Raw genomic sequence first — 19,543 nt, forward strand, 5'->3', positions numbered from 1 at the left:
CCATGGCCCGCGAGATCGTGCTCGACACCGAAACCACCGGCTTCGACCCGAAGACCGGCGACCGCCTGATCGAGATCGGCTGCATCGAGATCGAGGATCTACTTCCGACCGGCCGGACCTTCCACCGCTACGTCAATCCCGAACGGCTGATCCCCGCCGGCGCGATCGCCGTGCACGGGATCACCGACGACAAGGTCAGGGACGCCCCGAAATTCCATCAGATCGCCGGCGACTTCCTGGAGTTCGTCGGCGACGCCCCGATCATCGCCCACAACGCCGGCTTCGACCGGGCCTTCGTGGAGTGGGAATGCGCCAACTGCGGGCGCGACCTGATCCCGGTCGAGCGCTGGATCGACACGCTGCAGCTGGCCCAGCAGCGGTTTCCCGGCATGCCCAACTCGCTGGACGCCCTGTGCCGGCGCTTCAAGATCTCGCTGACGGAGCGCACCCTGCACGGCGCCCTGATCGACGCCCGGCTGCTGGCCGAGGTCTATCTGGAGCTGAAGGGCGGCAAGGCGCGCAAGCTGGACTTGTCCATGGCCGCGGCGGTCGCCGCCACGACCCACGCCGGCGGCACGACCCACGGCCCCCGGCCGCGCCCCCTGACGCCGCGCCTGACCGACGCCGAAGCCGCCGCGCACCGCGCCTTCTTGGAAGGCGAGATCAAGTCGACGACGCTCTGGGACGCGGCTTGAGGAGCGCGGACCTCCAGGTCCGCGACCGTCGCTGATCTATGAGTGCAAGACGCGGACCTGGAGGTCCGCGCTCCTTGTCCTTACGCCTGCGCCGGCGTCCGCTGCATCTCTGCGCGGCGCTGGGCGTAGATGGCCGAGAAGTCGATCGGGTCCATCAGGAACGGCGGGACCAGGCCGCCGTCCGAGGTCGCCCGGGCGATGATCTCGCGCGCGAACGGATAGAGATAGCGTGGGCATTCGATCATCAGCATGGGCTCGATGTCCTGCTCGGGCACGCCGATCAGCTGGAACAGGCCGCCGTACACAAGTTCGACGGCGAAGATCGGCCCCGCCTCGACCGCGGCCTTGATCGACAGCTTCAGGTCCACCTCGAACAGGCCGTCCTTGCGGCCCATGGCGTTCATCTCCACGCCCATGTCGATGGTCGGCTTGCCCTCGGCGCGCAGGCTTTCCGGCGCCTTGGGGTTCTCGAACGACATGTCCCGGACGTACTGCGCCAGAATGCGGAAGCCGGGAGCGGCGGGCTGGCCCTGCTGGGGCTGGTCGCCGGTCGGCGTCGGGGTCGTGGCGTCGGTCATGGGTCGCGGATATCCGAAACGTGGCGGCGGAACGGCGGCCGCCGGGAAGGCGCGGCGACTATCATGGGCGGCGTCGGGTCGCAACGGCGGGCGCGGGCCGGGCATTGGGCGTTCCGCTTGCCCCACCCCATATGACCGCCTAATCCTGCTTTCCTCCCCCGCCTCCAGGGATGCCCCGTGCCCGTCCAGTTCCAGATCGTGCTCTTCGCGGTGATCGCCGCCTTCGTCCTGTTCCAGCTCTACAACGTGTTGGGCAAAAAGGTCGGCCGCCAGCCCGAGGACGACCCGCGCGCCCAGCCCGTGCCGGCGCAGGGTCCGGTCGTCGTGCCGAACGCGCAGCCGGTCGACGGCCACACCCTGGCGGCCATCCAGGGTCTGAAGGCGCGCGACCCCGCCTTCGACCCGCATCGCTTTCTGGAGGGCGCCCGCACCGCGCATGAGACGATCGTCCAGGCCTATGCGGCCGGCGACCGCGAGGCGCTGAAGCCGCTTCTGGCTCCGGCCGTCCTGGCCTCGTTCGAGGCCGGCATCGCCGCGCGCGAGGCCCGGGGCGACGTCGAGCGGGTGGAGTTCACCCACGCGCCGCGCGCCGATCTGGAGCAGGCGACGGTCGAGAACGACCGCGCCGTCGCCCGCGTCCGCTTCCTGGCCGAGCTGCGCCAGACGTCGTCGGCGCCCGGCCGCGACGACGTGATCGAGGAACGCCGCACGGCCGAGGTCTGGACCTTCCAGCGGCCGCTGGGCGCCCAGGATCCGAACTGGGTTCTGGCGCGGGTTGAGCCCGCCACGGCGTGATTCGCCGGCTTCTTCCGCTTCTGGGCCTGATCGCCGCCGCCTGCGCCACCGCGCCGGCCCCCTCGCCGACCGCGCCGCCGGTCGAAGGGCCCCCCCCGACCGTCTCGCCCCCGCCGGTCGTCGAGCCCGGCCCGGGGCCGCGCCCGCTTCCCGCCGGCGCCGTGCCCCTGTCCGCCCTGCCGGGCTGGGACCGGGAGGATCACGCCGCCGCGCTCCAGGCCTACGCCGCCGGGTGCCGCCCCGCCGCCGATCCGATGTGCGAGGCGGCGCGCGCCGAAGCGGCGCGGAACCCTTCCCCGAGCCGCGCCCGGGACTGGTTCGAGGTCAATTTCGCCGCCGTGGAGGCCCGCACGCCGGACGGATCGCCGGGCCGCCTGACCGCCTATTTCGCGCCGGAGTATCCGGCCCGCCGCTATCCGGACGCGGAATTCTCGGCCCCCGTCCTGCCGCCCCCGCCGGGCTGGCGACGCGGCGACGTCGGTCCGACCCGAGCCGAGATCGAGGCCCTGCCGGCGCCTCAGGCCCTGGCCTTCATGCGCGCCGAGGACCTGTTCTTCATGCAGATCCAGGGCTCCGGCTATCTGACGTTCGAGGACGGCACGCGCGCCCGCGCCGCCTATGCCGCCGACAACGGCCAGCGCTTCCTCGGCATTGCTGTGCCCATGGCCGAGCGCGGTCTGCTTCCCCGCGACGGCACCTCGGGCGAGGCGATCCGCGCTTGGCTGGCCGCCAACCGGGGCGACCGCGCGGCCGAGGTCATGGCCCTGAACCCCCGCTACATCTGGTTCCGCCTGGACCCCGACGACGGCGGCCACCCGGCGGGCGCGGCGGGCGTCCCCCTGACCGCGCGGCGGTCCATCGCCGTGGACCCCGCCTACTGGATCTATGGCGCCCCGGCGTGGATCGAGGCCGACGCTGGCAACCTCGCCGGCGCCCGCTCCGGCTACTCCGGCCTCGTTATGGCGCTGGACACCGGCTCCGCCATCCGCGGCCCGGTCCGTGCGGACTTCTACATGGGCCGCGGCGACGCGGCGGGCGACGAGGCCGGGACGGTCCGGCATCCGCTCAGGATGTGGCGGATCGTGGGGCGGTAGCGCGCGCCTTGCGCAGGCAGGCATCCTGAGCGACGGACGGCGGCATGGCGTAGCACTGACGGAAAGACTCCCTCTTCTCGACGTCCAGAAGGTTTTGCTGAGAAATCCAGGCCTCAGCATCTTCCCTAGTGTCGAAGGTGACCTTGCCGCCCGATCCATTGCGGCCCAAGACGACATACTCCTCCACGCCTGAGGGCCTGATCGCCACCCATTCGACGCCAAGTCGATCCAGCTGATCGACGGCCTGATCCGTGGCCGGATCCTCGAAGGCCCCGGGGGGCGCCGGAGGCAGGGTTGAGCCGCAGAAGTAGCGAACCAAGTTTCCCACTCTGGCCGCGCGAGCGCGTTCCACGGCTCCGCCGACGTCTCTTTCAGGAACCAGCGGCAACGCTTCATGGCCTGGTGGCGGCCGAAGTGAGTAGAAAGCCAACGCCGATCGTCCCCGAGATGGCGCCACCCATCCGCAGACCCCGCTCCTGTCGCTATCGACGTCGATCACGCGCGCGCCGGATTGGTCGCCGAACTGAGCAAGCACGGCGGTCTGAACGGCCCGCTCGTCTCTATGCCGGTCGTACGTTTCCCACCCCAACCTGCCGATCACGACCAGCAGCGGGCCGAGGGTGAGGGCGACCCAGAGTTTGGGCACCCGCATGTTCATCGCCGCTTCAACCCGCCGAGCACGCCGCGCAGCAGCTCCCGCGTGAGCGTGCTGCCCGCCGTGCGCAGCACCGACTTGGTCAAGGCCTCCACCGGCGTCTGGCGGTTCGAGCGGCGCGCGGGCGCACGGGCGCGTTCCGCCTCGCGGTCGAGGCGGACCTGTTCCTTCTCACGGGCGGCGGCGGCCTTCTCCGCCTCCTTCGCGGCGGCCGCGTCGGCCCTGGCGCGGGCTTCGGCCAGTTTGGCGTCGGCGGCGGCCTGGTCGGCCTCGCCGCGGCGGGCGGCCAGGACCTCTTCGGCGGACTCGCGGTCGACCGGGGTGTCGTACAGGCCGCGCACGGGGCTGGCGGCCATGATCTGCGCCCGCTCGGCGTCGGTGGCGGGGCCCAGACGGCTGTCCGGCGGGCGGATCTTCGTGCGGCCGACGACGCGGGGCGCGCCCTTTTCGTCCAGGGTCGAGACCAGCGCCTCGCCCACGCCCAGACCCTGGATCGCCTCGGCCGTGTCGAAGGCGGGGTTGGGGCGGAAACTCTGCGAGGCGGCCTTCAGGCCCTTCTGCTCCGACGGGGTGTAGGCGCGGAGCGCATGCTGGATGCGGTTGCCCAGCTGGGCCAGCACGCTGTCGGGGATGTCGGCGGGGTTCTGGGTGACGAAATAGACGCCGACGCCCTTGGACCGGATCAGGCGCACCACCTGCTCGACCTTCTCGCGCAGGGCGTCGGGCGCGTCGGTGAACAGCAGGTGCGCCTCGTCGAAGAAGAAGACGAGCCGCGGCCGGTCCGGATCGCCCACCTCCGGCAACTGTTCGAAAAGTTCCGACAGCAGCCACAGCAGGAAGGCGGCGTACAGGCGCGGCGAGTTCATCAGCCGGGTCGCGTCCAGCACGTTGACCTGCCCCCGGCCGTCCAGCGACGTCCGCAGCATGTCCTCCAGCCGCAGCGCCGGCTCGCCGAAGAAGGCGGCGCCGCCCTGCTGTTCCAGCTGAAGGATCGACCGCTGGATGGCGGCGATGGACGTCGGCGCGACGTTTCCGACCTCCCGCCCGATCCGCTCGGCGTTCTCGCCGACGTAGGCCAGCATGGATCGCAAGTCGTCGAGGTCCAGCAGCAGCAGGCCTTCCTTGTCGGCGACGTGGAAGACCACCGACAGCACGCCCTCCTGCACCTCGTTGAGGTTCAGCATGCGCGCCAGCAGCACGGGCCCGACCTCGCTGACCGTGGTGTGGATGGGATGCCCCTTCTGCCCGTACAGGTCCCAGAAGACGGTCGGCGCGGCCTTCGGCGTCAGCGCCAGCCCCATCTCCTGCGCCCGCGCCAGCAGCTTCTCGTTCGGGCTGCCCGGCATGCAGATGCCCGACAAATCGCCCTTCACGTCGGCGCAGAAGACCGGCACCCCGGCTTCGGAGAAGCCCTGGGCCATGATCTGCAGGGTCACGGTCTTGCCCGTGCCCGTCGCGCCGGCGACGACGCCGTGCCGGTTGGCCCGGCTCAGCAGCAGGGTTTCCGGCTGGTCGGACTGGCCCAGGAACAGGGCGGGGGCGTCGGTCATCGGGGCGTCCTTTGCGGAACCGGGGCGGATCGGCGGCGCTCATGCTTCACCGGGGCGGAGCGGGGATCAAGGCCCGTTGACGCCGCCGGTCCGGACCTTGACCATATGCCGATGAAGCCGCCGACCGTGATCCCCTCCTCGACCGTGTCGAGAAACGCCCTGGTGGTGATCGCCGCGGTGGCCGGGTGCTGGGCGGTCTACTGGCTGAGGGACATCCTGACGCCCCTGGCCATGGCCATCTTCCTTCTGATCATGATCGGCGGCATGCAGCGCTGGCTGGAGCGGCATGCCCGCCTGTCGCCGCGCTGGGCGGGGGTCACGGCCCTGGTCCTGGTCATCCTCGGCTTCTTCGCCTCGGTGGCCTTCATCCTGAACGGCGCGATCGGCTTCTTCGGCGAGGCGTCGGGCGTGTCGACGCGGATCGGGCCCCGCCTGGATCAGATTCTGACCGACGCCTGGGCCCTGTTCGGTCAGGCCGAGCCGCCGACGATCTCCGAGCTTCTGACGCAGCTGGACCTGCGATCCTACATCGGCCAGGCGGCCGTGCAGGCGCAGGGCGTGCTGACCGGCGCGGTCTTCGTCCTGATCTACCTGGCCTTTCTTCTGGCGTCGCAATGGGGCTTCCGGCGCAAGCTGGTCGGCATGTTCCCCGAGCGCAAGGCCCGCACCGAGGCCATGGAGGTGTTCGAGCGCGTCCGCGGCGGGGTCGAGGGCTATCTGTGGGTCCAGACGGTCACCGGCCTGATGATCTGCGCCGCCGCCTGGGTGCTGATGCGGGCCGTCGGGCTCCAGAACGCCGAGTTCTGGACCTTCGTCATCTTCGTGGTCGGCTTCATCCCGGTTCTGGGCGGGGCCATCGCGGGGCTGGCGCCGCCGCTGTTCGCCCTTGTGCAGTTCGAGAGCTACTGGCCGGCGCTGATCCTGCTGGGAGGGCTGCAGGCGATCCTGTTCATCTCCGGCAACATGATCCAGCCGCGGATGCAGGGCGACAACCAGAACATCGACCCGGTGGTGGTCCTGCTGTCGCTGGCCTTCTGGGGCAAGATCTGGGGCGTGGTCGGGATGTTCCTGTCCACCCCGCTGGCGGTCATGGCCATGGCCATCCTGGCGGAGTTCCGCGGCAGCCGCTGGATGGCCATCCTGCTGTCCGGCGACGGCGAGCCCTATGCCGACGAGGAGCAGAAGGCCGCTGCGGCCCGCGACAACCCGCCGCGCCCCGGCCGGGCCTCCAAGGCCGCCGAAAAGGGTTGAACCCGGGCGCGGAGTGCCCATTTCCGCATCACCGTCGCGGACCCCCTCCCCCTCCAGCCGCGGCGATCGACAGGCCGGCGCCTCCCCTCCCCCTCCCGGCGCCGTCCCGGCAAAGGCCGCCGAAGTTCGCTTCGGCGGCCTTTCGCCATTCTGGGTTGTTGCCTCTTGAACACAGCGGCGCCGTAGACGGGCGCCGGCGCGGTCGCGGCCGGAACGGCCGACGAGACGCGACGTTCATCCGCCCTGGGAGGGCTTCCACACCCCGACGCGGCGACGCGTCCAGCATTTGAGGTTTTCGATGAACATTCGACACACCGTCGCCGCCGCCGCGCTTCTGGCCGTCGCCGGCGCCACCCCCGCCCTGGCCCAGGCCGCTCCGGACTGGAGCGGCTTCTACGTCGGAATCCACGGCGGCTTCCTGGATTCGGACGAGGACAAGAACGAGACCCTCGTGTTCGACCGCGACTTCGACGGCGACTTCGACGACACCGTCGTTCTGAGCGCCGGCGGCGACGCCTTCAGCCCCGGCTATTGCTCCGGCCAGGGCAGCAACGCCCAGCCGACCAGTTGCGACCGCGACGACGGCGGCGTCGAGGGCGGCGCCCGCGTCGGCTACGACATGCAGTTCGGCAACTGGGTCGTGGGCGCCGTGGCGGACGTCTCGGCCGTGGACGCCGAGGACAGCGTGACCGGCTTCAGCACCACGCCGGCAAACTATGCCTTCACCCGCAATCTGGAGCAGATGGCCGCCTTCCGCGGGCGGGTCGGCTACGCCTTCGGCCCGGCCCTGGTCTATGCCACCGGCGGCGTCGCCTACGGCCAGATCGACAACAAGTTCTTCACCACCAACGGCGCCAATTCCTTCGTCGAGCGCGTGGACGAGGAGCGGGCCGAGGGCACGCAGTTCGGCGGCGGCATGGAGTGGAGCCTGGCGCCCAACCTGACCTTGGTCGGCGAATATCTCTACACCGATCTGGAGGCCGGCGACTACGTCGTGCGCGCCGGCCCGGGCACGGCGGGCCCCACCAATCCCTTCATCCTCGCCCCGAACACGGCGGGTACGGACATCACCCGGTCGAACGAGGACTTCAAGTTCCACGCCTTCCGGCTGGGCTTCAACGTCCGCTACTGAAGACCCCTCGGGTCACGACGGGACGCCGGCTTCCGAAGCGAAGCCGGCGTCTTGTCTTTTCCGGCCTTCCCCTTTGACGACGCCCGCACTAACCATCGGCGAAAGTGCGGTCGGGAGGACCGCGTCCGACAAGAGAGCCCCCATGGCCGCCCAAGCCGAAGCCGCCCCGACGTCCGCCCATCGGATGGAGGCGCTGGCGGGCGACTTCACCCGGGCCGGCGGCGGCGCGGTCGGGCCCCTGGAACGGGAGTTCCTGCGTCAGGCCCTGGACGACTGGTCGGCGGACGAGACGCCGGAGATCGCCCTGGCCGATCTGGGAGCCGTTCTGGCCGGCGTCTGGACCGCGACCGCGGTGCGCCGGGCGGGCGAAGCCCCGCGCGTCGAGATCGGGCCCATGGCCGGGGCCGACGGCCGGCCCGGCGGCTTCGACCTGATCCACGTCATCCAGGACGACGGCCCCTTCCTGGTCGACAGCGTCATGGGCGAGCTGGCCGACGCCGGCGTCTCGGTGCGCGCCATGTTCCATCCCGTGGTTCCGGCCGCCCGCGACGGCAAGGGCGCGCGGACCGCCGGGGCGACCCGGGAATCCGTCATCGTGGTGGTCGTCGATCCCCTGCCGAACGAACGTCGCGAGGCCTTGCGGCAAGGACTGACGACGACGCTGGAGGACGTGCGTCTCGCCGTGGGCGACCACGGCGCGATGAATGCGGCGATGAGCCGGGCCATCGATCATCTGCGCGCCGGGCCGAAAGGCGTCGACCCGGAACTGGCGACGGAGTCCATCGCCTTTCTGGAGTGGCTGAACGCCGACCACTTCGTCTTCCTGGGCGCGCGCGACTACGACTATCCGCGCGACGCCGCCGGCGCCTACCAGGCCGAGGCCCCCCTGTCGCAGTCGCGCGAGGGACTGGGCGTCCTGCGCGACCCGGAGCGCACCGTGCTGCGCCGGACGAACGAGCCGGCGGTGCTGACCGGGGCGATGAAGCGCCAGATCGACCTGTCGGACCCGGTCACCGTGGCGAAGGCCAACGCGCGGTCGCGCGTGCATCGCCGCGCCTACATGGACTACGTCGGGGTCAAGCGCTTCGACGCCGAGGGTCGTCCGTCGGGCGAGACCCGCTTCGTCGGCCTGTTCACCGCCGAGGCCTATGACCGGCAGACCTCGGAGGTTCCGCTGATCCGGCGCAAGGTCATGAACGCCCTGGCCCGCGCCGCCAAGGTCGAAGGCAGCCACAGCCACAAGCGGTTGAAGAACATCCTCGAGACCTATCCGCGCGACGAGCTGTTCCAGATCCGCGAGGACGAGCTGCTGGAGATCGCGCTCGGCATCCTGCACCTGCAGGATCGACCCCGCATACGCAGCTTCACGCGCAAGGATCCCTTCGACCGCTTCGTCTCCGTGCTGGTCTTCATCCCCCGCGACCGGTTCCACGCCTCGGTGCGCGAGCGCATCGGCCGCATCCTGGCCGAGGCCTGGGGCGGGCGCCTGTCGGCCTGGTATCCGGAGCTGTCCGACAATCCGCTGGTCCGGATCCACTACATCATCGGCGTGACGCCCGGCGACCACCCGACGCCCGACGCGGCGGACCTGGAAGCCCGGATCGCCGAGGCGGGGCGGGGTTGGAAGGACCGGTTCGAAGCCGCCCTGCGCGCCGCCTCGGTCGACGACGTCGGCGTGGGCCCGCTCAGCGAACGCTGGGCCGACGCCTTCGGGGCCGGTTATCGCGACCGTTACGACGCGGCGGAGGCCGTTCGGGATCTTCATGCCTTCGACCGGCTGAACGAGGACGGCGCCGTGGGCGGCGGCGAACCGGTGGGCGTACGCGCCTTCCGCAATCCGGGCGACACCGCCCTGCAGTTCCGCTTCAAGCTGTACCGTCGCGGCGGGGCCGTGCCCCTGTCCGACGTCCTGCCCATCCTTGCGGACATGGGGCTGAAGACGCTGGAGGAATGGGGCCACGCCGTGATGCCGCTGGGCGACGAGTCGGTCCACGTCCACGAGTTCCTGCTTGAGGACCCGCGCGGCGAGGCCCTGAGCTTCGACGCCGTGGCCGGCCCGTTCGAGGCGGCGGTTCAGGCCGTGTGGAACGGCCTGACCGAAAGCGACGGCTTCAACCGGCTGGTGCTGGAACTGGGCGTGGGGTGGCGCGAGGCCGCCCTGATCCGCGTCCTGGCCCGCTATCGCCAGCAGAGCGGTCTGGATCCCAGCCAGGCGGTGCAGGAAGAGGCGTTGATCCTCTACCCGGACGCGGCGCGGACCCTGCTGGAGCTGTTCCTCGCCAGGTTCGATCCCTCGCGCGGCGACGTCGCGGCCCGTCAGGCCGAGGTGGACCGGCTGAACGCCCGCATGGCGGACCTGCTTCAGGCGGTGAAGAGCCTGGACCACGACAGGGCCCTGCGTCGCATGGCGGCGCTGATCGGCGCGATCAAGCGCACCAACTTCTTCCAGACCGAGGCGGACGGCGCGCCGAAGCCGCACATCTCCATCAAGATCGCCTCTCGTGAGCTGGACGACCTGCCCCTGCCCAAGCCGCACCGCGAAATCTTCGTCTGGGCGCCGCACGTCGAGGGCGTGCACCTGCGCTTCGGGCCCGTGGCGCGCGGCGGCCTGCGCTGGTCGGACCGACGCGACGACTTCCGCACCGAGGTGCTGGGCCTGGTGAAGGCGCAGCAGGTCAAGAACGCCGTCATCGTGCCCGTCGGCTCCAAGGGCGGCTTCTATCCCAAGAACCTGACCGCCATGGTCCGCGCCGGCGCCGACCGCGACGCCCAGCAATCCGAGGCGATCCGCGCCTACAAGACCTTCCTGTCCGGACTGCTGGACGTCACCGACAACATCGCCGCCGACGGCGCGGTGGTCCGGCCCGCGAACGTCGTCGCCTGGGAAGACGACGATCCCTATCTGGTCGTCGCCGCCGACAAGGGCACGGCGACCTTCTCCGACATCGCCAACGGGGTGTCGGCGCAATACGGCTTCTGGCTGGGCGACGCCTTCGCGTCCGGGGGCTCGGTCGGCTACGACCACAAGGCCATGGGCATCACTGCCCGCGGCGCGTGGGAGGCGGTCAAGCGCCACTTCCGCGAGATGGGCAAGGACATTCAGACCGAGCCGTTCACGGCGGTCGGCGTCGGCGACATGTCGGGTGACGTCTTCGGCAACGGCATGCTGCTGTCGAAGGCCACGAAACTGGTCGCCGCTTTCGACCACAGGGACATATTCCTGGACCCGGACCCCGACCCGGCCCTGAGCTGGGCCGAGCGGAACCGCATGTTCCAGCTGACGCGCTCGTCTTGGCAGGACTACGACAGGTCGAAGATCTCGAAGGGCGGCGGCGTCTTCTCGCGCGGCGACAAGTCCATCCCGCTCTCGCCCGAGGTCCGGGCCCTGCTGGGCGTCGAGGACGAGGCGCTGGACCCGCCGTCGCTGATGAGGGCGATTCTGAAGGCGCCGGCCGAACTGCTCTATCTCGGCGGCATCGGCACCTATGTGAAGGCTCCTCACGAAACCGACGCCCAGGCCGGCGACAAGGCCAACGACGCCCTGCGCATCGACGGCGGCGACCTGCGCGTGAAGGTGGTCGGCGAGGGCGCCAATCTGGGTCTGACCCAGGCGGGCCGCATCCATTTCGCCCTGAGCGGACGCGGATCGGGCGGCGGTCGGATCAACACGGACGCCATCGACAACTCGGCCGGGGTGGACACCTCGGACCACGAGGTGAACATCAAGATCCTGACGGGCTCGGCGATCATGTCCGGCGCGCTGAAGCCGGAGGATCGCGACGCTCTGCTGGCCTCCATGACCGAAGAGGTCGGGCTGAAGGTGCTGAGGCACAACTATGACCAGACCCTGGCCCTGACGCTGCAACAGGCCGAGGGGACCGACGCCCTGGACGCCCAGCAGGCCTTCATGCAGGCCCTGGGAGCCAAGGGCCGGCTGGACCGCAAGGTCGAGGGCCTGCCCGACGACCTGAAGCTGGCGGAGCTCAAGGCCACCGGCTCGGCCCTGACCCGGCCGGAACTGGCCGTGCTGACCGCCTATTCCAAGATCGAGCTGTTCGACGAGATCGTGGCGTCCGAGGCCCCGGACGACCCCTTTTTCTTCAAGACCCTGGTCGGCTACTTCCCCGCCGCCCTGCATGGGTTCGAGGCGGAGATGAAGGGCCACCGGCTGCGGCGCGAGATCATCTCGACCGTGCTCGCCAACGACATCGTGAACGCCTGCGGCGCCACCTTCCCTCTCCGCCTGCGCCAGAGCGCCGAGACGGGGGCCGGTCCGATGGTCCTGGCCTTCGCCGCGGCGCGCCGCATCTTCCGCCTCGACGAGGCCTGGGCCGAGGTGTCGGCGCTGGATCTCAAGACCCCGGCCGAGGCCCAGACCGCGCTCTATCGCGAGATCGCCCTGGTCATGCGCCGCCAGACCTTCTGGCTGACCCGGCGCGCCGCTCGGGCCGGCAGCTCGGTCCAGGGCTTGATCGACGCCTATCAGCCCGTGGCCGACGCCCTGCGGCCGCACGGCGGCGAGGTGCTGTCGCGCTTCGAGCAGGCGCGGCTTCAGGCCCGTATCGACGCCTTCCGCGCCGTCGGCGCTCCGGACGATCTGGCCCGCTCTGTGGCGATGCTGCGGCCGACCGTGGCGACCGCCGACGTCGGCGATCTGGCCCGGGAGGCCGGCTGGGACGCGGCCTCGATGGCCCGACTGTACCATCAGGTCGGCGCCGCCTTCGACTTCGACCGCCTGCGCGCGGCCGCCGGCGGCGTGCCGTCCCAGGACCGCTTCGATCGGATGGCGGTGCGCCGTCTGGTCCAGGACCTGAAGGCCGAACAGCTGGTGCTGACCCGCGCGGTGGCCAAGTCCTCGGACGCCTCGTGCGGCAAGGACGAGCTTGCCGCCGAGAAGGCCGTCGACGCCTGGATCGGACCGCGGCTTTCGATCGTCGAGGGCGTGCGCGCCTCGGTGGACGAGATCGAGGCCTCGGGCGCCGGCTGGACCTTCGCCAAGTTGACCATCGCCAATTCGACGATCCGAGAGATCGCCGCCACGGCGGGCTGACGGGGAGGGAGCCGTGCCGCGCAAATTTCTGGTCGTCGCCGACGAAAGCCCGGAGTTCGACGCGGCGCTTCGCTACGCCTCGCGGCGCGCCCGGTCGACGGGCGGGCGCGTGGCTTTGCTGCGGGTGATCCCCAGCGGGTCCGACGCTCACTGGAGCGGCGTGCGCGACGAAATACAGCGCGAGCTGCGCGAGGAGGCCGAGCGCCTGCTGAACCGGCTGGGGCAGGAGGCGCAGGAGCGCTCGGGCGCGGCCCCGCAATTCCTGATCGAGGAGGGCGAGCCGGTCGAGGCGATCCGCCGCGCGGTCGAGCAGGATCCGGAGATCAAGATCCTGGTCCTGGCCTCCAGCGTCGGCGGTCGGGGGCCCGGCCCCCTGGTCACCGCCGCGATCAAGGGCCTGGGCGGACGCAAGCTGCCGGTGACCATCGTGCCGGGGGAGCTGAGCGACAGGGACGTCGAAGACCTGGCTTGATGCCGCCCTGGCGCTCGCCGCTGGCGGCTCACCGCTTGAGGGCGGCTTGCGTAGGCGACGGGGAGGGCGCATCTCGGTCCCATGTTCATCCAGACCGAACCGACTCCGAACCCGGACGCGCTGAAATTCCTGCCGGGCCGCGTGGTGGCCGAGGGCGCCGGGGTCGCTTTCGACGATGCGGCGTCGGCCGCCGCCTCGCCCCTGGCCCATGCCCTGTTCGGCCTGCACGGCGTGACCGGCGTCTTCTTCGGTCCGGACCACGTGGCGGTGACCCGCGCCCCGGACGGGCCGGACTGGGTCCAGCTGCGCCCGCACGTCCTGACGACCCTTATGGACCATTTCGTTTCGGGTGCGCCGTTGATGCGGGACGGCGAGACCGGCGCCGGTCACGCCGCGTCGGATCTCGACGACGAGATCGTCACGGAGATCAAGGCTTTGCTCGACTCTCGCGTGCGCCCGGCGGTGGCCCAGGACGGGGGCGACATCCTGTTCGACGCCTTCGATCGTGAAACGGGAGTGTTGACCCTGCGCATGCGCGGCGCCTGCGCCGGCTGTCCGTCCTCGACCGCCACGCTGAAGGCCGGGGTCGAGCAGATGATGCGTCACTACGTGCCGGAGGTGACGTCCGTCGAGGCCGCGCTCTGACGAAACGCTTCCGTCGCGCCCCGACGCGCGGCATGATCGAAGAATGGCGGGATTTCGAGGCGACGAACGGGCGGCGGAAGAAGCCCGGCGGCTGGGAGAGGCCTTGGCGCGTCTGCGCCGAGAGGCCGGTCTGAACCAGGCCGAGGCCGGGGCGCGGGCGGGCATGACGGGTCAGGGCTGGGGCCTGTATGAATCCGGCAAGCGGCCCGGCCTCTTCCGCCCCGACGTCCAGCGTCGCCTGACCGCCGCCCTCGGCGCCGATCCCGAGGCCCTGGCTCTTGCCGCCGTCGGCGAAGCGCCCCAGGCGCCGGAAAAGCCGATGGGAATGGAGGCGACCTCTCGCGATTTCGCGTCCGGTCCCATTTCGTCTTCACAGGCGACCCTTCACCTCGTGCTCACGGACGACTCGCTGGACCCGTGGGCCGCCGCAGGCACGGTGGTGGAGTACGATCCCGATCGGTTTCCCCGCCGTGGCCAGGGTTGCGTGGTGGAAGGTCTGGACGGCTCCGTGTCCGTCTGGCTGTTCGACGGCGCGGACGCGGACCTGTTGCACCTCCGGGGGGGCTCCGGAGGCCTCTCGGCCACAGTCAGACTGGCGCGTGTCACGGTGGCGCGCATCGCTTCGGTCGTCGCCAGACGCGACGCATGAAACCTTTTCGTTGCAATATCGGCGCGGGCGTGAAACATCTTCGTCGTGAAGGCGATGAAGGGGCGGCTCATGAGCGCGCGAGACAGCACGGAGGCGGATCGGGCCCTGGGCGCGAGGCTGGCGGCCCGTCGCACCGCGCTGGGTCTGACGCGGGCGCAGATCGCCGCCATCGCCGGCGTCAGCGTGCAGCAGCTGGCCAAGTACGAGGCGGGGACGAACCGCATTCCGGCCTCGCGGCTGGTGATTCTGGCCACGGCTCTGGGCGCGCCGGCGGCCGATCTGTTGGGGCCGTCCGCCCCGACTTCGAGGCCGGAGGCGGACGGGATCGTGTTCGACCGGCTGGCGGCGCGCATTCCGGACCCTGCGGTTCGGGCGGCGCTGATCGGGCTGGCGGCGACGCTGGCCGCCTGACCGCACAGGTTCCCGAATGAATCTGCTCGTCGTCGACACGGCGCTGGGTCGGTGCACCGCCGCCGCTTGGGACGGTGCGCGGACGGTCGCGCGCAGCGAACCCATGACCCGAGGCCATCAGGAGGCGCTGGCTCCCCTGGCCCGGGCGGTCATGGCCGAGGCCGGGCTCGCCTTCACCGATCTGGACGGCGTGGGGGTGACGGTCGGGCCGGGCTCGTTCACGGGCCTTCGCGTCGGCCTGGCCTTCGCCCAAGGCCTGGGCGCTGCTCTGAGCCGACCGGTCGTCGGGCTGTCGACGCTGGACGCCCTCGCCGCCTCGATCGCGCCGGACGGCCGGCCCGTCGCCGCCGTGATCGACGCCCGCCGGGGTCAGGTCTACGCCCGCCTGTTCGACGGCGCGGGCGGGATCCTGGACGCGGCGACGGCGACGCCTCTGGCGCAACTGTCGGGCCGGCTGTCGGCAGCCGGCGGCCCCGGCCGACTGGTCGGAACCGGCGCCGCGCTCGCGGCCGAGGCGACGCCCGGCTGGACTCCGGCGCCGCTGGACGGGCCCACCGCCGAGGCCATGATCCGGCTGACCGCCGCCGGCTTGGCCCAAGGCGCGCCCGACGCGCCGCGTCCGCAGTATCTGCGCGCACCCGATGCGACGCCGCCGACCCGGCTGCCCGGCCAACCCCGCCCGGCCCGCGCATGACGCCGGACGTCGAGGCGCTGGCCGCGATCCACGCCGAGGCGTTCGACGCGCCCTGGAGCGCCGTGGCGCTCAAGGCCTTCATCGAAAGACCGGGCGTCGTGTTGCGGGTCGAGGCGGACGGGTTCGCCCTGCTTCAGGTCGCCGGCGACGAGGCCGAGGTGCTGACCCTCGCCGTCCGGCCCGCCGCGCGCCGTCGCGGCGTGGCCCGGCGGTTGATGCGCGCCGCCGCCGCGGGCGCCGCCGCCCAGGGCGCCGCCCGGATCTTTCTGGAAGTGGCCGAGGACAACGCCGCCGCACGAGGCCTCTATGCGGGCCTGGGCTTCGAGCGGGCGGGCCGGCGCCCGTGCTACTACGCCCGTCCGGACGGGGCTCCCGTCGACGCCCTGCTTCTCGTTCTCAACTTGCCCGGACCGCTTCCCTAGGCCGTCGCCGGGCCCTATTCTCATCGCCCATGGACCGGATCGAGAAACTCTGCGCCGAGCGCGGCATGCGCATGACCGACCAGCGGCGCGTGGTCGCGCGGGTGCTGTCGAACGCCGAAGACCATCCGGACGTCGAGGAGCTGTATCGTCGCGCCTCGGCCATCGATCCGCACATCTCCATCGCCACCGTCTATCGCACCGTGCGCCTGTTCGAAGAGGCGGGCGTGGTCGAGAAGCACGACTTCGGCGACGGGCGCAGCCGCTATGAAGAGGCCGGCGACGACCACCACGACCATCTGATCGACACCAAGACAGGCGAGGTCATCGAGTTCTTCGACGCCGAGATCGAGCGCCTGAAGACCGAGATCGCCCAGCGCCTGGGCTTCGAACTGGTCGGTCACAAGCTGGAACTGTACGGCAAACCCATTCCCGGGGCGTCGCCCGAGGCGCGCGAGGGCCTGATCTACAAGCGCCACGCCGCGCGGGTCGACGCCTGACCCCGCCTTGCCGTCGCCACGTGCGGCGATCATAAGCCGCTGATGACCGAAACCGTCGTCCCGCCTCAGGTCGAGCCGGCGCCCAAGCGCCTGTTCATCAAGACCTACGGCTGCCAGATGAACGTCTACGACTCCGAGCGCATGGCCGACGTCCTGCGCCCGCTGGGCTATGCGCCGACGGAAACGGTGGAGGACGCCGATTTCGTCATCCTGAACACCTGCCACATCCGCGAAAAGGCTGCGGAGAAGGTCTATTCCGAGCTCGGAAAGCTGCGGATGCTGAAGGAGGAGAAGGCCCAGAACGGTCGTGGCGCCATGACCATCGCCGTGGCCGGCTGCGTCGCCCAGGCCGAGGGCGAGGAGATCATGAAGCGCCAGCCGGCGGTCGATCTGGTCGTCGGCCCCCAGGCCTATCACCAGCTGCCGGAGCTCCTGACCCGCACGGCGCGGGCGCGCGGCGAGCGGATCGGCGCGGACTTCGCCCCCGACGACAAGTTCGACGCTCTGCCGAAGACCCGCGGCGTCGACGGCGTGACCGCCTTCCTGACGGTGCAGGAGGGCTGCGACAAGTTCTGCACCTTCTGCGTGGTGCCCTACACGCGCGGCGCCGAATGGTCGCGCCCGGTCGCGGCGGTGGTGGCCGAGGCGCGGGAGCTGGCCGCGCGCGGCGTGCGCGAGGTCACCCTGCTGGGCCAGAACGTGAATGCCTATGACGGCGTGGGCGCCGACGGCGCGCCGTCCAGCCTCGCGCGGCTGGCCTTTGAACTGGCCGCGATCCCCGGGCTGGACCGCATCCGCTACACCACCAGCCATCCCAACGACTTCACCGACGACCTGATCGCCGCCCACCGCGACCTGCCGCAGCTGATGCCCTATCTGCACCTGCCGGTGCAGTCGGGGTCGGATCGCATCCTGCGCCTGATGAACCGCAAGCACGGGCGTCAGAAATACTTCGACCTGATCGACCGCATCCGTGAGGCGCGGCCGGATCTGGCGCTGTCGGGCGACTTCATCGTCGGCTTCCCCGGCGAGACCGACCGGGACTTCGACGACACGATGGATCTGGTCCGGCGCGTCGGCTACGCGAGCGCCTTCTCCTTCATGTACTCGCCGCGCCCCGGCACGCCCGCCGCCACCATGGCGGCCCAGGTGCCCGACGAGGTCTCCCGCGCGCGCCTGCACGCGCTCCAGGCCCTGCTGACCGAGCAGCAGGTGGCGTTCAACGCGTCGCAGGCGGGCAGGGTGCTGCCCGTGCTGTTCGAACGAAAAGGGCGGCACGGCAGGCAGGCCATCGGCCGGTCGCCGTACCTGCAGTCGGTGCACGTCGAGGACGCCGATCACCTGATCGGCCGGGTCGTGCCCGTGCGCATCCTGAAGGGACAGCAGAACAGCCTGACCGGCGAACTGATCGCCGAGGGCCACGTTTCGACGCCCGGGGCCGAGCCGGTCCGCGCGAGGGGAGCCGCCTGACCTTGGCCCGAGACACCGAATTCCTGGCGCTGGGCGACGACGCCCTGCGCGCCGTCGTGGGGCCGGGCAGCCGGCACCTGGCGCTGATCGAGACGGCCTTCAAGGTGCTGGTCGAAGCGCCCGGGGGCGGCGTGACGGTCAACGGCTCACCGCGCGACCGGGCGCAGGCGAAGCGCGTCATCCAGACCCTGGCCGACCGCGCCGAGACGGGCGCCGAGATCACCGAGGCGGACGTGCGCACCGCCCTGGGCGCCGCCGTCAGCGCGCCCCGGCCCGAGGGCGGCCGCAAGTCGGACGTCGCGGCGGCCGCGGCCGTCTCCCTGCCCGTCGGACGGCGCGGGGCGATCGCGCCCAAGACGGCGGCCCAGGCCGAGTACATGTCGATGCTGGGGCGCTGCGAGGTGACCTTCGGCGTCGGGCCGGCGGGCACGGGCAAGACCTTCCTGGCCGCCGCCTACGGCGCCTCGCTGCTGCGTCGTGGCGAGGTGGACCGGCTGGTGGTCACCCGGCCGGCGGTGGAGGCGGGCGAGAAGCTGGGATTCCTGCCCGGCGACCTGAACGAGAAGGTCGATCCGTATCTGGCGCCGATCTGGGAGGCGCTGAACGACATCCTGGGCGCCGACGACGTGCGCCGCCGCCGCGACAAGGGCGAGATCGAGGCCGCGCCGATCGCCTTCATGCGCGGCCGCACGCTCAGCCACGCCTTCGTCATCGCCGACGAGGCGCAGAACCTGACCCGATTGCAGATGAAGATGGTCCTGACCCGTCTGGGCGAGGGCGCGCGCATGGTGGTGACCGGCGACCCCAGCCAGATCGATCTGGTCAACACCCGCGATTCCGGCCTGGCCCACGCCCTGCGCATCCTCGAGGGCGTCCAGGGCATCGGCGTGCAGAGGTTCCAGGCCCAGGACGTGGTGCGTCACGCCATGGTCGAGCGCATCGTGCGCGCCTACGACGCCGACGCCGCGCGCGGCCGGGGCGAGGACGCCCAATGAGCGACGGCCGGATCGACGTCGAGGTCGAGGCCGGGGACTGGCGCGGCGTCGCCGACGTCGAAGCCTTGGTCATCCGGGCGGCGACGGCGGCCTTGGGAGCCGAACCGGGCGCCCTGACCGTGCTGCTGACCGACGACGCGGCGCAGGCCGAGCTGAACGCGCGCTTCCGGGGCCGCACCGGCTCGACCAACGTGCTCAGCTTCCCGGCGCCGGACAGCGCTCGGCCGCACCTGGGCGACCTGTCGCTGGCGTGGGAGACCTGCCTGGGCGAGGCGGAGGCTCAGGGAAAGCCGATCGGCGACCATCTGGGCCACCTGATCGTCCACGGCGTGCTCCACCTGCTGGGGCGCGATCACATGGACGACGCCGAGGCCGAGGCCATGGAGGCCGAGGAGCGCACGATCCTTGCAGGGCTGGGGATTCCCGATCCCTATCGTGCCGAGACGAGCCAGACGTGACCGATCCCGCCGCCCCGACCGACAGACCCG

At 71.2% G+C, this 19,543-nt stretch carries 19 protein-coding genes; 16 read left to right on the top strand and 3 right to left on the bottom strand.

The window, feature by feature from the left end; all coding sequences use genetic code 11:
* Window positions 1-2 precede the first annotated feature (2 nt).
* Entirely contained in the window at window positions 3-695 is a 693-nt protein-coding gene (dnaQ, locus tag VGN45_RS04245; RefSeq protein ID WP_327459690.1) for a DNA polymerase III subunit epsilon, read from the top strand.
* Between the two features lie 80 nt (window positions 696-775).
* Here the strand turns inward: dnaQ and secB are convergent, their stop codons facing one another.
* The gene (secB, locus tag VGN45_RS04250; RefSeq protein WP_327459692.1) at window positions 776-1,273 is read right to left on the bottom strand and encodes a protein-export chaperone SecB; all 498 of its coding nucleotides are present in this window, start codon (window positions 1,271-1,273) and stop codon (window positions 776-778) included.
* Window positions 1,274-1,450: 177 nt separating this feature from the next.
* On the opposite strand from secB, the gene timA reads away from it, so the two are divergent.
* Together timA and VGN45_RS04260 are read left to right on the top strand one after the other, a co-directional pair.
* Window positions 1,451-2,068 carry a TIM44-related membrane protein TimA gene (gene timA, locus VGN45_RS04255; protein WP_327459694.1) on the top strand — a complete coding sequence of 206 codons (618 nt, stop codon included), beginning with the start codon at window positions 1,451-1,453 and terminating at the stop codon, window positions 2,066-2,068.
* Entirely contained in the window at window positions 2,065-3,162 is a 1,098-nt protein-coding gene (locus VGN45_RS04260; RefSeq protein WP_327459696.1) for an MltA domain-containing protein, read from the top strand. Before timA ends, VGN45_RS04260 begins: the two co-directional genes overlap by 4 nt.
* Here VGN45_RS04260 and VGN45_RS04265 read toward each other — a convergent pair.
* Together VGN45_RS04265 and VGN45_RS04270 are read right to left on the bottom strand one after the other, a co-directional pair.
* The gene (locus tag VGN45_RS04265; protein ID WP_327459698.1) at window positions 3,134-3,820 is read right to left on the bottom strand and encodes a hypothetical protein; all 687 of its coding nucleotides are present in this window, start codon (window positions 3,818-3,820) and stop codon (window positions 3,134-3,136) included. The genes VGN45_RS04260 and VGN45_RS04265 overlap by 29 nt on opposite strands.
* A complete protein-coding gene (locus VGN45_RS04270; protein ID WP_327459700.1) occupies window positions 3,817-5,367 on the bottom strand; it encodes a helicase HerA-like domain-containing protein in 1,551 nt (516 codons plus the stop codon). Before VGN45_RS04270 ends, VGN45_RS04265 begins: the two co-directional genes overlap by 4 nt.
* Window positions 5,368-5,478: 111 nt before the next feature.
* Here VGN45_RS04270 and VGN45_RS04275 point away from each other — a divergent pair, with 111 nt between their 5' ends.
* The 13 genes from VGN45_RS04275 (at window position 5,479) to ybeY (ending at window position 19,513) form a co-directional block, all read left to right on the top strand.
* Window positions 5,479-6,618, top strand: coding sequence for an AI-2E family transporter (locus VGN45_RS04275; protein ID WP_327459703.1), 1,140 nt, complete (start codon window positions 5,479-5,481; stop codon window positions 6,616-6,618).
* A 298-nt stretch (window positions 6,619-6,916) separates the two neighbouring features.
* Window positions 6,917-7,750: an outer membrane protein gene (locus VGN45_RS04280; protein WP_327459705.1), complete on the top strand. Its 834-nt coding sequence runs from the start codon at window positions 6,917-6,919 to the stop codon at window positions 7,748-7,750.
* 142 nt (window positions 7,751-7,892) lie between these two features.
* Window positions 7,893-12,800, top strand: coding sequence for an NAD-glutamate dehydrogenase (locus VGN45_RS04285; protein WP_414643385.1), 4,908 nt, complete (start codon window positions 7,893-7,895; stop codon window positions 12,798-12,800).
* A 13-nt stretch (window positions 12,801-12,813) separates the two neighbouring features.
* Window positions 12,814-13,272: a universal stress protein gene (locus VGN45_RS04290; protein WP_327459707.1), complete on the top strand. Its 459-nt coding sequence runs from the start codon at window positions 12,814-12,816 to the stop codon at window positions 13,270-13,272.
* Between the two features lie 81 nt (window positions 13,273-13,353).
* The gene (locus VGN45_RS04295) at window positions 13,354-13,917 is read left to right on the top strand and encodes a NifU family protein (protein WP_327459710.1); all 564 of its coding nucleotides are present in this window, start codon (window positions 13,354-13,356) and stop codon (window positions 13,915-13,917) included.
* 43 nt (window positions 13,918-13,960) lie between these two features.
* On the top strand, window positions 13,961-14,566 hold the full coding sequence (locus tag VGN45_RS04300; protein ID WP_327459712.1) for a helix-turn-helix transcriptional regulator: 606 nt from the start codon (window positions 13,961-13,963) through the stop codon (window positions 14,564-14,566).
* Between the two features lie 69 nt (window positions 14,567-14,635).
* Complete coding sequence (locus VGN45_RS04305; RefSeq protein WP_327459714.1) at window positions 14,636-14,977, top strand: helix-turn-helix transcriptional regulator; 342 nt, start codon at window positions 14,636-14,638, stop codon at window positions 14,975-14,977.
* Window positions 14,978-14,993: 16 nt separating this feature from the next.
* Entirely contained in the window at window positions 14,994-15,671 is a 678-nt protein-coding gene (gene tsaB, locus VGN45_RS04310; protein WP_327459716.1) for a tRNA (adenosine(37)-N6)-threonylcarbamoyltransferase complex dimerization subunit type 1 TsaB, read from the top strand.
* Window positions 15,668-16,093, top strand: coding sequence for a GNAT family N-acetyltransferase (locus VGN45_RS04315; protein WP_327459718.1), 426 nt, complete (start codon window positions 15,668-15,670; stop codon window positions 16,091-16,093). The genes tsaB and VGN45_RS04315 overlap by 4 nt, the downstream gene beginning before the upstream one ends.
* 29 nt (window positions 16,094-16,122) lie before the next feature.
* Complete coding sequence (locus VGN45_RS04320; protein ID WP_327459720.1) at window positions 16,123-16,590, top strand: Fur family transcriptional regulator; 468 nt, start codon at window positions 16,123-16,125, stop codon at window positions 16,588-16,590.
* A 42-nt stretch (window positions 16,591-16,632) separates the two neighbouring features.
* Window positions 16,633-18,060 carry a tRNA (N6-isopentenyl adenosine(37)-C2)-methylthiotransferase MiaB gene (gene miaB / locus VGN45_RS04325; protein WP_327459722.1) on the top strand — a complete coding sequence of 476 codons (1,428 nt, stop codon included), beginning with the start codon at window positions 16,633-16,635 and terminating at the stop codon, window positions 18,058-18,060.
* A gap of 2 nt (window positions 18,061-18,062) precedes the next feature.
* Window positions 18,063-19,055 (top strand): PhoH family protein, encoded by a 993-nt coding sequence (locus VGN45_RS04330; RefSeq protein ID WP_327459724.1) that lies wholly within the window; start codon window positions 18,063-18,065, stop codon window positions 19,053-19,055.
* Window positions 19,052-19,513, top strand: a complete 462-nt coding sequence (ybeY, locus tag VGN45_RS04335) for an rRNA maturation RNase YbeY (protein ID WP_327459726.1) — start codon at window positions 19,052-19,054, stop codon at window positions 19,511-19,513. The genes VGN45_RS04330 and ybeY overlap by 4 nt, the downstream gene beginning before the upstream one ends.
* Window positions 19,514-19,543 lie beyond the last annotated feature (30 nt).

The sequence above is a fragment of the Brevundimonas sp. genome (assembly GCF_035999125.1).
Lineage (GTDB): Bacteria > Pseudomonadota > Alphaproteobacteria > Caulobacterales > Caulobacteraceae > Brevundimonas.

Bases quoted from the DNA above. Each gene is read 5' to 3' on its own strand.
- dnaQ (WP_327459690.1), top strand. From the start codon at position 3: ATGGCCCGCGAGATCGTGCTCGACACCGAAACCACCGGCTTCGACCCG.
- secB (WP_327459692.1), bottom strand. From the start codon at position 1,273: ATGACCGACGCCACGACCCCGACGCCGACCGGCGACCAGCCCCAGCAG.
- tsaB (WP_327459716.1), top strand. From the start codon at position 14,994: ATGAATCTGCTCGTCGTCGACACGGCGCTGGGTCGGTGCACCGCCGCC.
- VGN45_RS04305 (WP_327459714.1), top strand. From the start codon at position 14,636: ATGAGCGCGCGAGACAGCACGGAGGCGGATCGGGCCCTGGGCGCGAGG.
- VGN45_RS04295 (WP_327459710.1), top strand. From the start codon at position 13,354: ATGTTCATCCAGACCGAACCGACTCCGAACCCGGACGCGCTGAAATTC.
- VGN45_RS04275 (WP_327459703.1), top strand. From the start codon at position 5,479: ATGAAGCCGCCGACCGTGATCCCCTCCTCGACCGTGTCGAGAAACGCC.
- VGN45_RS04300 (WP_327459712.1), top strand. From the start codon at position 13,961: ATGGCGGGATTTCGAGGCGACGAACGGGCGGCGGAAGAAGCCCGGCGG.
- VGN45_RS04280 (WP_327459705.1), top strand. From the start codon at position 6,917: ATGAACATTCGACACACCGTCGCCGCCGCCGCGCTTCTGGCCGTCGCC.
- VGN45_RS04270 (WP_327459700.1), bottom strand. From the start codon at position 5,367: ATGACCGACGCCCCCGCCCTGTTCCTGGGCCAGTCCGACCAGCCGGAA.
- VGN45_RS04320 (WP_327459720.1), top strand. From the start codon at position 16,123: ATGGACCGGATCGAGAAACTCTGCGCCGAGCGCGGCATGCGCATGACC.
- VGN45_RS04315 (WP_327459718.1), top strand. From the start codon at position 15,668: ATGACGCCGGACGTCGAGGCGCTGGCCGCGATCCACGCCGAGGCGTTC.
- VGN45_RS04265 (WP_327459698.1), bottom strand. From the start codon at position 3,820: ATGAACATGCGGGTGCCCAAACTCTGGGTCGCCCTCACCCTCGGCCCG.
- miaB (WP_327459722.1), top strand. From the start codon at position 16,633: ATGACCGAAACCGTCGTCCCGCCTCAGGTCGAGCCGGCGCCCAAGCGC.
- ybeY (WP_327459726.1), top strand. From the start codon at position 19,052: ATGAGCGACGGCCGGATCGACGTCGAGGTCGAGGCCGGGGACTGGCGC.
- VGN45_RS04285 (WP_414643385.1), top strand. From the start codon at position 7,893: ATGGCCGCCCAAGCCGAAGCCGCCCCGACGTCCGCCCATCGGATGGAG.